Source organism: Streptomyces sp. NPDC002403 (assembly GCF_053593015.1).
Map to the genome: position 1 here is coordinate 38,896 of NZ_JBSFBQ010000034.1, position 12,596 is coordinate 51,491.

The following is a 12,596-nucleotide window of genomic DNA, read 5'->3' on the forward strand; positions in this document are numbered from 1 at the left end:
CCTATGGTGATGACTGGGGCAGGCGCAAACTATTTTTTCGACGAGTTTTTCTCACACTTCGTCAGCAGCCTCACGGAGCACCTCTTCCACCGTCTCACCTGCACAAATGGCCAGAACCGCAGTCCCGAACCGGCCCAGCTTCCGCGCGCCGACCCCGGAGATCACCGCCAGTTCGCCCGCGCTGCCCGGTGCGGCCTCGGCGATCGCCATCAGCGTCTTGTCCGTGAACACGCAGTAGGCGGGCTGACCGATCTCCTTCGCCCTGACCGCCCGCCAGTCGCGCAGCCGCTCGTACAGCGCCTCGTCCATGTCGGAGGGGCAGTCCTCGCAGCGCATCAGCTTCATCTCGCCGGCGTCGGTGAGGGTCTTGCCGCAGACCCGGCACCGGGCAGGGCCCCGGCGTCCGCGCTTGGCGACCGGCTCCGGGCCACGCTCGATCCCGCCGCCACCGCCCGCGCCGCGTGCGCCGACCGGCGCCGAGCCCGGGCGCAGCCCGCTGAGGAAGCGGCTGGGGCGCCGACCGGCGCGGCCGCCGGGCGAGCGGGAGAGCGACCACGACAGCGAGAGGTGGAGGCGGGCCCGGGTGACACCGACATACAGCAGACGGCGCTCCTCCTCGATCTGCTCGTCGGTCTTGGCGTAGGTGATCGGCATCATGCCCTCGGTCAGGCCGACCAGGAACACGGCGTCCCACTCCAGGCCCTTCGCCGAGTGGAGCGAGGCGAGGGTGACGCCCTGGACCGTGGGGGCGTGCTGGGCGGCGGCCCGCTCGTCGAGCTCCGCCACCAGGTCGGAGAGCGTCGCGCCCGGCCTGGCCCGTTCGAAGTCCTCGGCGAGCCGCACCAGGGCGGCCAGGGATTCCCAGCGGTCGCGCACCGCCCCGGAGCCCGCGGGCGGCTCCGAGGTCCACCCCTTGGTGGAGAGCACCGCGCGCACCTCCGCGGGCAGCCCCTCCGCGTCGTCGAGCAGGGAGTCGTTGCCCCCGGCGCGGGCGGCGCCTCGCAGGGCGACTCCTGCCTCCCGCACCTCCGCCCGCTCGAAGAAGCGCTCCGCGCCACGCAGCTGGTACGGCACGCCCGCGTCGGCCAGGGCCTGCTCGTAGACCTCGGACTGCGAGTTGATCCGGTAGAGCACGGCGATCTCGCCGGCCGGTACCCCGGCGGCGATCAGATCGCGGATCCGGCGGGCGGTGCCCTCGGCCTCCGAGGGCTCGTCGGCGTACTCGGCGTAGACGGGCTCGGGGCCGGGCTCGCGCTGCGAGACCAGTTCGAGCCGGTGCTCGGCGGCGCGGCCGCGGGCCTGGCCGAGCAGTCCGTTGGCCAGATGGACGACCTGGGGGGTGGAGCGGTAGTCCCGGACCAGCTTGACCACCGTCGCGTTGGGGTGGCGGGTGCGGAAGTTCAGCAGGTGGTCGGGGGTGGCTCCGGTGAAGGAGTAGATCGTCTGGCTCGCGTCGCCGACGACGCACAGGGTGTCCCGGTCGCCGAGCCAGAGGTCGAGCAGCCGCTGCTGGAGCGGGCTCACGTCCTGGTACTCGTCGACGACGAAGTGCTGGTACTGGCGGCGGACGTGGTCGGCGATGTCGTGGCGGTCCTGGAGGATGGCGACGGTGAGCAGCAGCACGTCCTCGAAGTCGATCACCGAGCGGTCGCGCTTCAGCTCCTCGTACGTCGCGTAGATCTGGGAGATCTCGGCCGGGTCGCGCGGGGCGTCGCGCTGGGTCTTCGCGACCACGGCCGGGTAGTCGGCGGGCACGGTCTGGGTGACCTTGGACCACTCGATCTCGCCGGTGACGTCCCGCAGCTCGTTGCGGTCGAGCCGGATGCGGCAGCGGGCGGCGGCCTCGGCGACCAGCTGGACCTTGCGTTCCAGCAGCCGGGGCAGGTCACCGCCGACCGCTTTCGGCCAGAAGTACTGGAGCTGGCGCAGGGCGGCGGAGTGGAACGTCCGTGCCTGGACGCCTCCGGCTCCGAGCTGGCGCAGCCGTCCGCGCATCTCGCCGGCGGCCCGGTTGGTGAACGTGACGGCGAGCACACTCGTGGGCTGGAGTATCCCGGCGCGCACCCCGTACGCGATGCGATGGGTGATCGCACGCGTCTTGCCCGTACCGGCTCCGGCCAGCACACACACCGGGCCATGCAGGGCCGTGGCGACCTCGCGCTGCTCGGGGTCCAGGCCGTCGAGCACGGCGTCGGCCGACTCGGGGACCTGCGGGAAAAGGGAGGAATGCGTTGCTGCTGTCACCCCGCCATGCTGCCAGGTCGAAAGAGGCGGGCGCGGAAGTTGTCCACAGGCGAAGCGCATCCGTCGTACTAATACGGCCCGGCTGATCCCGCTCATACGGCCCGGCCGATCACGGACCCGTGCGCCCGGCTGATCCCGCCATCGCCCCGGCCGCCCCGGCCCGGCTGCGGGAATGGTGGTTGCCTCGCGTACGTTCCCTTTCCGTGCGGTGACGCACGGTCCAGCTTCTCCGGGTGACGGATGAGACGGATACGACAGACGAGTCTGAGAAGACTGACGAGACCAAGGAGCGCGAAGACATGTCGGGCACTGTGACGATGTACAGCACCACGTGGTGCGGCTACTGCCGTCGGCTCAAGAGCCAGATGGACCGCGAGGGCATCGCGTACAACGAGATCAACATCGAGCAGGACCCGCAGTCCGCGGCCTTCGTCGAGAAGGCCAACGGGGGCAACCAGACCGTTCCCACCGTCCTGGTGGTCGGCTCCACGGGCGTCGAAGCCGTCATGACGAACCCGTCCCTGGCGCAGGTGAAGCAGGCGCTCGCCGCCTGATCCCGCCTCTCCAGCCATACGTGTAGGCCCCCTCCGGTGCTCGACCGGAGGGGGCCTACACGTACCGGCCCGGGGTCAGCCGACGGTGCCCGGCTTCGGGAGCGGCTTGCCGTACCAGAGCTCGATCAGACGCGCCGCGATCGAGATGCCGTACGGGGGCAGGATCTCGCCCGACTCGAAGGCGGCCTTCAGGTCCTCGCGGGAGAACCAGCGGGCCTCCTCGATCTCCTCGCCGTCCACATTGATCTCGGACGAGGTGGCCCGGGCCATGAAGCCGAGCATCAGGCTCGACGGGAACGGCCAGGGCTGGCTGGCGACGTACTCGACCTCGCCGACCGTGACCCCCGCCTCCTCGAACACCTCGCGCACCACGGACTGCTCGATCGACTCCCCCGGCTCGACGAAGCCCGCGAGCGTCGAGAAGCGGCCCTCGGGCCAGTGCACCTGGCGGCCCAGCAGGGCGCGGTCCTGGTCGTCGGTCACCAGCATGATCACCGCGGGGTCGGTGCGCGGGTAGTGCTCGGCGCCGCAGGCCGGGCAGCGGCGGATGTGACCGGCCGCCGCGATGACCGTGCGCTCGCCGCAGCGGGAGCAGAAGCGGTGCAGGCGCTGCCAGTTCTCCAGGGCCACCGCGTGCACCATCAGGCCCGCGTCGCGCGGGCCGAGCAGCAGACCGGCCTCGCGCAGGCCGGCGGGACGGGCCGGCTGGTCCATGCGGCCGGGCAGGGAGTCCTTCTGGAGCGCGAAGTAGCTGACGCCGTCCTCGTCGGTGCCGAGGAAGTAGCGGTGGGTCTCGGTGACCGGGGCCTCGAAGGCCGGGGTCATGACGATCTCCGTACCGCCGTCGGCGGTGTCGTCGATCAGCACCTGGCCGCCGGAGACGACGAACACACGGGTGGTCGGGTGGCTCCACGCGGCGGACAGCCATGCCTCGTCGAGGCGGTGGTGCGCGGCGCGGTCGATGCCGCTGGGCGCGGTGAGACCGATGGGCCGGTCTGCGGTGGCGTTGTCGAAGGTGCTCACAGGTGCTTCCTACTCCCCCGGGATGGATCGGGTGTTCAGAGGATTCAGCGGAGTGCGGCGGCCAGCTCGCCCCAGAGGTGCGCGGTCGTCTCCACGCCCTTGAACAGAAGGTCCAGCTCGACCTTCTCGTCGGGGGCGTGCCAGCCGTCGGACGGTACGGAGATGCCCAGGAAGAGGACGGGCGCGCCCAGCACGTCCTGGAGGTCGGCGGCGGGTCCCGAGCCCCCTTCGCGGGTGAAGAGGATCTTCTTGCCGAAGGCCCGTCCCATGGCGCGGGCGACGGCCTGCAGGGCGGGGTGGTCCAGCGGGGTCAGGCAGGGGCGGGTGGCCGGGGCGAAGGTGATGCGGTGCCCGACACCGGCCGGGACCTGTGCCTCGGCCCAGGCCCGGACCACCTGCTGGACGTGGTCGGGGTCCTGCCCCGCGACCAGCCGGAAGCTGATCTTCACCAGGGCGGAGGACGGGATGATCGTCTTGCTTCCGGCGCCCTGGTAGCCGCCGCCGATGCCGTTGACCTCGGCGGTGGGGCGGGCCCAGACGCGTTCCAGCGTGGAGTATCCGGCCTCGCCCGATGCCGCGCGGGACTTGGCGGTGCGCAGCCAGGTGGCCTCGTCGAAGGGCAGCTCGGCGAAGAGGGCGCGCTCGGTGTCGGTGAGTTCGGCGACACCGTCGTAGAAGCCGGGGATCGCTACCCGGCCGTCCGCGTCGTGGAGCGCGGCGACGAGCCGGGCGACGGCGGTGGCCGGGTTGGGGACCGCGCCGCCGAAGGAACCGGAGTGGATGTCCTGCTCGGGGCCGTACAGCTCGATCTCGCACTCGGCGAGGCCGCGCATGCCGGTGCAGACCGTGGGGGTCGACTCGTCCCACATGCCGGTGTCGGAGACGATCACGGCGTCGGCGGCGAGCCGGTCGGCCCGCTCCTCGGCCAGGGCGCGGAAGTTCGGCGAGCCGGACTCCTCCTCACCCTCGATCAGGAGCTTGAGGTTGACGGCGGGGGCGGTGCGGCCGGTGGCGGCGAGGTGGGCCCGGACGCCGAGTGTGTGGAAGAACACCTGCCCCTTGTCGTCGGCGGCGCCCCGCCCGTACATGCGGCCGTCGCGGATCACCGGCTCGAACGGGTCGGTGTCCCAGCCGTCCTCGCGGGCGGCGGGCTGCACGTCGTGGTGGCCGTAGACGAGGACGGTCGGGGCGTCCGGGTCGTCGGACGGCCAGTGGGCGAAGACCGCGGGGGCGCCGGGCGTCTCCCAGATCTCGGTGACCGGGAAGCCGGTCTCCTCGAGCTTGGCGGACAGCCACTCGGCGCTGCGCCGTACGTCCCCGTCGTGATCCGGCTGGGCGGATACGGACGGGATGCGCAGCCAGGCGGCGAGGTCGTCCAGGAAGGCTGTGCGGTGCTGCTCGGTGTACGTACGGACGGCGCTGTCCGGGGTGTCGCTCATGGCCTTGAGCCTAGTGCCTCGCCCGCCGGGGTCTTCCCGCCAGCGGTGCGGGGCCCTCCCCGGAGCCCCGCGCCACCGCCGCCCGTCGCGAGAAGCTCGCCGCGCAGCAGCGGCTGTTCACGACCGCCCGCGACCGGCCGCTGATCGACAGGGACCAGGGTCTTCCGCTTGGATCGGGCCGGATCGGGGAGCGGGCCCGGCATGATCCGAACGAGAGGCCCTAGCCGTCGGGCGGTGGCTCGTCCAGCAGGATCCGCTCCAGTTCCGCCCGGCCCGGGAGGCGGGTGGGGTGGACGGTCTCGCCGGTGCGCACGTACAGGAACGTGGCGGTGACGTCGGTGAGCGGCAGGTCGTGCAGTTCCGCCCAGGCCAGTCGGTAGACCGCGAGCTGGAGGGGGTCGGCGGTGTTGGTGCGGGTGGTCTTCCAGTCGACGATCTCGTACGTGTCCCCGGTGCGGTACACCGCGTCGATGCGGCCCCTGATCACCCGGCCGGCCAGGGTGATCTGGAACGGCGTCTCGACCCGGTACGGGGTGCGGCGGGCGTACGGGGTGCGCTCGAAGGCCTCCTTGAGCGCGGCGAGGTCGCGCTCGTCGGCGATCTCGGCGTCGTTCTCGTCACCGCCGGGCAGCTCGTCGGGGCCGAGCATGGGCAGCGGCAGCTCCTCGAAGCGGGACTCCACCCAGGCGTGGAAGCGGGTGCCCCGGCGGGCCGCCGGCTGCGGGGGACGCGGCATCGGGCGGGCCAGCTCCTGGGCGAAGCCTTCGGGGTCGTCGGCGAGGCGCAGCAGCTGGGTGGCGGAGAGCGTGGCGGGTACGAGGACATCGCGCACGGTGGCGCGGGCGCGGCGCAGCTCGCCGGTGAGGGCGTCGAGGTCGCGGTCCCAGGAGGCGAGGGTGCGGGTCTCCTCGGGGGTGAGGCGGTGCTCCGCGGCGGGCTCGGGGGTACGGGCCGCGGGGACATGCGGCGCGGGAGCGGGCGCCGGAGGGGGCTCCGTGGACAGCGCGTCCCAGTCGTCGGCGCCGTCGGGGAACGCCTCATCGGCATACGCCTCGTCGTCGGGAAACGGGGCGTCGTCGTACGCGCCGTCGCCCGGATCCGGGGCCTCGCCGGGCAGGGCCCCGTACGCGTCCGGTACACCCCCCGTCATGGCGAGGGCCTCCAGGTGGGCCATGACCGTGTCCGCGGCGGCCCGGCGGCGGGTCAGCGCGGTGTCGTCCAGCGGAAGCGGCCACGCGTGGTCGGCGGTCTCCGTGTCGAGCGCCGGGTTCTCCTCGTCCTCGGCCGGTTCGTCGGCCCAGACCTCGATCTCGCCGTGCCCGGCCGCGCAGTGCTCGTACAGCGCGTACAGGAAGCCGGAGGGGCCGCGAGGCTTCTTCTGGGCCGGGCCCCACCAGTGGCCGGAGCCGAGCAGCAGGGTGCGAGGTCTGGTGAAGGTGACGTATCCCAGGCGGAGCTCCTCGGTGTGCTGGTGCTCCTTCATCTCCTCCTTGAACGCCTTGAGCCCCTTGGCGTCCCAGGAGTGCACGTCGGGGAGGGTCGCCCTGTCCCCGCGCAGGGCGTGCGGGAGGACCTTGGACTGGGCGGTCCAGGTGTCGCGGGACTGGCCGCTGGGGAACTGGCCGGTGACCAGGCCGGGCACGGCGACGACATCCCACTCCAGGCCCTTGGACTTGTGGGCGGTGAGGACCTTGACGGTGTTCTCGCCGCCGGGCAGGGCGTTGTCCAGGCCCTTCTCGTACTGGACGGCGGTGCGCAGGAAGCCGAGGAAGGCGAGGAGGGTGGCCTCGCCCTCGACGGCGGCGAAGCGGGCCGCGACGTCGAGGAAGTTGGCGAGGGTCTCGCGGCGGCGGGCGGCCAGGGCCTGTGGCGACGCGGAGAGCTCGACCTCCAGGCCGGTGGTGGCCAGGACCCGGTGCAGCACGTCCATCAGCGGGTCGGCCAGCGAGCGGCGCAGGTCGCGCAGCTCGGCGGCGAGGCGGGCGAAGCGGATGCGGGCCTCGGTGGAGAACGGCAGCCCGTCGTCCTGCTCGCCACCCGATTCGAGGAAGGTGTCCAGCGCGTCGGCGAGCGAGATCACCTCGGCCGGGTCGATGCCCTCGACGGCCTCGGCGAGACGGCGGTCGGGGTCGTGGTCGTCGTCGCCGTGGGCCGCGCGGTGGACGAGGAACCGGGCGCGGCGGCCGAGCAGGGCCAGGTCTCGGGGGCCGATCCGCCAGCGGGGGCCGGTGAGCAGCCGGACCAGCGAGGCATTGGCGCCGGGGTCCTGGAGCACCTCGCAGACCGCGACGAGGTCGGCGACCTCGGGCAGATGCAGCAGCCCGGACAGGCCGACGACCTCGACCGGGATGTCGCGGGCCACCAGCGCGGCCTGGATCTCCGGGAAGTCGCCCGCGGTGCGGCACAGGACGGCGATCTCGCCGGGTGCCTTGCCGGTCCGCACCAGATGGGCGATCGAGTCGGCGAGCCAGTCGATCTCCTCTCCATGGGTGCGCAGCAGCGCGCAGCGGACGATGCCGTCGCGCTCGGCGCCGGGGGCGGGGCGCAGTGCCTCGACGCCTTCGTGCATGGCGCGCAGCGGTGCGGCGAGGCCGTTGGCGAGGTGCAGGAGCCGGCCGCCGCTGCGGCGGTTCTCGCTGAGGGAGTAGCGGGTGGCGGGGGTGCCGTCGGCGTACGGGAAGTGCAGCGGGAAGTCGTCGAGGTTGGCGACGGACGCGCCGCGCCAGCCGTAGATCGCCTGGCAGGGGTCGCCGACGGCGGTGACGGCGTGCCCGGTCGTCCCGCCGGGACCGTTGCCGAAGAGGGCGGAGAGCAGCAGGCGCTGGGCGACGGAGGTGTCCTGGTACTCGTCGAGCAGCACGACCCGGAACTCCTCGCGCAGGATCGTGCCGACCTCGGGACGGGTGAGGGCCAGCTCGGCGGAGAGGGCGATCTGGTCGCCGAAGTCGAGGAGGTCCCGGCTCTTCTTGGCCTCGCGGTAGCGCCGGGTCAGCTGGAGCAGTTCGCCGCGGGCCTCGGCCGTCTCGGGGATCCTGCGCAGCTCGGCGTTGCTGAGCCTGGCGGTCTCCAGGGTGCGGAGCAGCTCCGTGTCGTGCTCGGCGAGCTGCTCGGGGCGTACGAGGTGTTCGGCGAGCTCGGCGTCCAGGGCCAGCAGATCGCTGACGAGGGTGGGGAAGGACCTGGTCAGGGCCGGGTAGGGGCCGGGGGCCTCGCGCAGTACGCGGGCGGCGAGCTGGTAGCGGGTGGCGTCGGCGAGGAGGCGGGTGGTGGGTTCGAGTCCGATGCGCAGCCCGTGCTCGGTGAGGAGCCGGCCCGCGAACGCGTGGTACGTGGAGATGCTGGGCTCGCCCGGGGGGTTGTCCGGGTCGATGGCGTCCGGATCGGTGACTCCGGCCGCGATCAGCGCCTTGCGGACGCGCTCGGCGAGCTCACCGGCCGCCTTGTTGGTGAAGGTGAGCCCGAGGACCTGCTCGGGGGCGACCTGGCCGGTGCCCACCAGCCACACCACGCGGGCCGCCATCACCGTGGTCTTCCCGGACCCGGCCCCGGCCACGATCACCTGCGGGGCGGGCGGCGCGGTGATGCAGGCCGTCTGCTCCGGGGTGAACGGGATCCCGAGGAGCTCCTTGAGCTGCTCGGGATCGGTGATACGTGAGGACACCCCAGAGAGGCTAACCGGACGCACCGACAACGTGCGGCCCACCGGACGTCCGGCCCCGCTCACTCCAGGACGTGGCGGCCCTCCGGCCGGGCGCTGCACGAGGCCCGGAAGGCGCAGTGCGTGCAGTGCTGGCCGGTCGTGGGGGTGAAGCGCTCGTCCAGGACCCGGCCCGCGGCGGTGGCCAGCAGCTCGGGGACCCATTCACCGGCGAGGGGTTCCTGCGCCTGCACCTTGGGATGGGCTTCGCCGCCCTCCTTCTTGGCGGCGGCCTGGCGCAGCTGTACGAGTTCGGCGCCGCCGGGCTCGGGGCGGCGGCCGTCGAAGACCTCGTCGACCGCGCCCTCCCGGACGGCCAGCTGGTACACGGCGAGCTGGGGGTGGCGGGCCACCTCGTCCTTGGTCGGGGACTGCTTGCCGGTCTTGAAGTCGACGACATAGGCCCGGCCCTCGGCGTCCTGTTCGACGCGGTCCATGGAGCCGCGGATGCGTACCTCGTACTCCCCCGCCTCCAGCGTCACGTCGAAGTCGTGCTCGCTCGTGACGGGGGTGCGGCCGGCCCGGTCCATGACGTGCCAGCGCAGAAAGCGTTCGAGGGCGGCCCGCGCCTGCTCCTTCTCCTGCCGGGACTTCCAGGGGGCGTCGAAGACGAGCCCGTCCCAGACCGAGTCCAGCCGCTCCATCAGGACGGCGAGATCGGCGGGGGTACGTCCGGAAGCCACCTCGTCGGCGAGTACGTGGACGACGTTGCCGAAGCCCTGGGCCGCGGTCGCCGGGGCGTCCGCCTTCACCTCGCGGCCGAGGAACCACTGGAGCGCGCAGGTGTTGGCGAGCTGGTCGAGCGCGCTGCCGGAGAGGGTCACGGGCTGGTCCCGGTCGCGGAGCGGGACGGCGGAGCGGGTCGGTTCGTACAGGCCCCACCAGCGGTAGGGGTGGGCGGCGGGTACGAGCGGCTGGCCCTCGTCGTCGGTGAGCGCGGCGAGCCGGGCGAGGCGGCGGGCGGCCTCCTCCCGCAGGGCGTCGGAGGCTTCGGGGTCGACGGTGGTGGCGCGGAGTTCGGCGACCAGCGCGGCGACGGCGAGGGGGCGGCGCGGCCGGCCGGTGACGTCGCGCGGCTCGGCACCCAGTTCGGTGAGGAAGCGGGAGGGCTGGTCGCCGTCGTCGGCGGGCGCCTTCACCGCGGTGACGACGAGCCGTTCGCGGGCGCGGGTCGCCGCGACGTAGAAGAGCCGGCGCTCCTCGGCGAGGAGGGCGCCGGGGGTGAGCGGTTCGGCCAGGCCGTCGTGGCCGATCCGGTCCGCCTCCAGCAGCGAGCCGCGGCGGCGCAGGTCCGGCCAGAGCCCCTCCTGCACCCCCGCGACGACGACGAGGTGCCACTCCAGGCCCTTGGAGCGGTGGGCGGTCATCAGCCGTACGGCGTCGGGGCGCACCACGCGCCTGGAGAGGGTGTCGGCGGCGATGTCCTGGGCGTCGACCTCCTCCAGGAAGTTGAGCGCGCCGCGCCCGCCGGTGCGTTCCTCGGCGCGGGCCGCGGTGTCGAAGAGGGCGCACACGGCGTCGAGGTCGCGGTCGGCGTTGCGGCCGCCCGCGCCGCCGCGCAGTGCGGCGCGCTCCAGTCGGCCCGGCCAGGGGGTGCCGGACCACAGGGCCCACAGGGCCTCCTCCGCGGTGCCGCCGCCTTCGAGGAGCTCGCGGGCCTTGCGCAGGAGTGCGCCGAGGCGCTGGGCGCCGCGGGCGTACGCCGGATCGTGCGCCACGAGCCGCTCGGGCTCGGCGAGCGCTCGGGCCAGCAGCTCGCCGGAGGGGGCCGGTACGCGGTTCCCGGCGGCCCGCTCCTCGTCGCGCAGGGCCCGGCCGAGGCGGCGCAGGTCGGCCGCGTCCATGGAACCGAGGGGGGAGGCGAGCAGGGTCAGGGCGGTCTCGGTGTCCAGCCAGGAGGACGTCTCCGCGCCCTCGTCGGCTACGGAAGTCCCCGCGCCCATGTCGGCGTCCCCGTCCGCTGCGGAAGCCCCCGCGCCCGTGCCCATGTCCTCGTCCGCTGCCGAAGCGTCCGTGCCCGTGCCCGTCTCCGCTGCCACCTCCTCCGCCGCTTCCGCCGGCTTCTCCGCGCCCGGCGCACTCCCGCGCAGGGCTGCCGTGGCGACCGCGCGCAGGGCGGTCAGCAGCGGGGCCACCGCCGGTTCGTGGCGCAGGGGGAGGTCGTCCCCGTCGACCTCCAGGGGGACGCCCGCCGACGTCAGGGCCCGGCGCAGGGAGGGGATCGTGCGGCCCCCGGCCCGTACCAGCACCGCCATCTCGTTCCAGGGGACGCCGTCCTCCAGATGCGCCCGGCGCAGCAGATCGGCGATGTTCTCCAGCTCGGTGGACGCGGTCGGGTAGGTGTACGCCTCCACGCCGCCGCCCTCGCGGACCGCGGTGAGCTCCCGGTGGGCGCGGACCTTCGCCGAGGGCAGCCGGGTCAGCGGCATCCGGCGGGTGAGCAGCCGAGTGGCGTCCAGCAGCCGTCCGCCGGAGCGCCGCGAGGTGGTGAGCACGCCGACCGGGGCCGGGGCGCCGTCCGCCCGCCGGAACGTCTCCGGGAAGTCGAGGATGCCGTTCACATCGGCGCCCCGGAACGCGTAGATCGACTGGTCCGGGTCACCGAAGGCGATCAGGTCCCGGCCGCCCCCGGCGCCCGGGGCGCTCCCCCGGTTGCCGGCCAGCGCGTGCAGCAGCCGCACCTGCGCCGGGTCCGTGTCCTGGTACTCGTCGACGAACACCGCGTCGTACTGCCCCGCCAGCAGTGCCGACACCTCGGGGCGCTCCGCGAGCAGCACCGCCCGGTGCACCAGCTCCGCGTAGTCCAGCACCCCCTGCGCGTCCAGCACGTCCAGGTACTCGGCGAGGAACTCGGCGGCGGCGCCCCAGTCCGGCCGGCCGGTGCGGCCGGCGAAGGCGGCCAGCGCGTCCGGCCCCAGGCCCAGCTCACGGCTGCGGGCCAGCACCGCGCGCACCTCGTCGGCGAAGCCACGTGTGGTCAGGCAGGCCCGCAGCTCGTCGGGCCACCGGATGTGCGAGAAGCCGTCCCGCTCCAGTTCGAGCTGGCCAGCGAGCAGCTCGCGGACGGTGACGTCCTGCTCCGGTCCGGAGAGCAGCCGCACCGGTTCGGCGAACAGGTCGGCGTCCTGGTGGGCGCGGACCAGCGCGTAGCAGAAGGAGTGGAAGGTGGTGGCCTGCGGGCCGCGGGCGGCGCCGAGGCGGGCGGCCATCCGGTCGCGCAGCTCCACGGCGGCCTTGCGGCTGAAGGTGAGCACCAGGACGCGGGCCGGGTCGCCGCCCCGTGCGATGCGTGCGGCGACCGCCTCGACGAGCGTGGTCGTCTTGCCGGTGCCGGGTCCGGCGAGCACCAGGAGCGGGCCGCCGGGGTGATCAACCACCGCGCGCTGCGCCGCGTCCAGGAGAGGAGGGTCCACGGAGCCCGGCGGGGTGCGCACCAGACGGTACGCGCCCGCGGCCCGCTGCCGTGCCTGACGGTGCGGGCTGTGCCGGGTGAAGGAGGAGGAGCTCACGTGGATCGCCGGTCCTGGTGGGTGTACTGATGATGAGGGTGCGGTGCGCGCCGCGAACTAACGAAGCTACGCCAGCGGGAGCGCGGTGCGGGACGGGAGCGCTGCGTGCCTCGTCACGTTCCGGTGCGCG

The 12,596-nt window shown here is 73.7% G+C and carries 6 protein-coding genes; 1 reads left to right on the forward strand and 5 read right to left on the reverse strand.

The annotated features are described in order from the left end of the window. Positions 1-51: 51 nt before the first annotated feature. A complete protein-coding gene (locus ACWCPY_RS29660; protein WP_451270045.1) occupies positions 52-2,304 on the reverse strand; it encodes an ATP-dependent DNA helicase UvrD2 in 2,253 nt (750 codons plus the stop codon). Between the two features lie 239 nt (positions 2,305-2,543). Between ACWCPY_RS29660 and ACWCPY_RS29665 the strand changes: the two genes are divergently transcribed. Beyond that, complete coding sequence (locus ACWCPY_RS29665; protein ID WP_451270047.1) at positions 2,544-2,798, forward strand: mycoredoxin; 255 nt, start codon at positions 2,544-2,546, stop codon at positions 2,796-2,798. Positions 2,799-2,873: 75 nt separating this feature from the next. Here the strand turns inward: ACWCPY_RS29665 and nudC are convergent, their stop codons facing one another. The 4 genes from nudC to ACWCPY_RS29685 all read right to left on the reverse strand — a co-directional run bounded on the left by nudC (position 2,874) and on the right by ACWCPY_RS29685 (position 12,466). Next, positions 2,874-3,821 carry an NAD(+) diphosphatase gene (gene nudC / locus ACWCPY_RS29670; protein ID WP_329815897.1) on the reverse strand — a complete coding sequence of 316 codons (948 nt, stop codon included), beginning with the start codon at positions 3,819-3,821 and terminating at the stop codon, positions 2,874-2,876. A 44-nt stretch (positions 3,822-3,865) separates the two neighbouring features. Then, positions 3,866-5,260 carry a dipeptidase gene (locus ACWCPY_RS29675; RefSeq protein ID WP_451270049.1) on the reverse strand — a complete coding sequence of 465 codons (1,395 nt, stop codon included), beginning with the start codon at positions 5,258-5,260 and terminating at the stop codon, positions 3,866-3,868. Positions 5,261-5,480: 220 nt separating this feature from the next. Then, entirely contained in the window at positions 5,481-8,921 is a 3,441-nt protein-coding gene (locus ACWCPY_RS29680; RefSeq protein ID WP_451270051.1) for a UvrD-helicase domain-containing protein, read from the reverse strand. A 59-nt stretch (positions 8,922-8,980) separates the two neighbouring features. Next, the gene (locus tag ACWCPY_RS29685) at positions 8,981-12,466 is read right to left on the reverse strand and encodes an ATP-dependent helicase (protein WP_451270053.1); all 3,486 of its coding nucleotides are present in this window, start codon (positions 12,464-12,466) and stop codon (positions 8,981-8,983) included. Positions 12,467-12,596 lie beyond the last annotated feature (130 nt).

What these genes read in the sequence shown, in the direction of transcription:
- ACWCPY_RS29660 (WP_451270045.1), bottom strand. Translation starts at nt 2,304, where the DNA reads ATGCGCTTCGCCTGTGGACAACTTCCGCGCCCGCCTCTTTCGACCTGG.
- ACWCPY_RS29665 (WP_451270047.1), top strand. Translation starts at nt 2,544, where the DNA reads ATGTCGGGCACTGTGACGATGTACAGCACCACGTGGTGCGGCTACTGC.
- ACWCPY_RS29675 (WP_451270049.1), bottom strand. Translation starts at nt 5,260, where the DNA reads ATGAGCGACACCCCGGACAGCGCCGTCCGTACGTACACCGAGCAGCAC.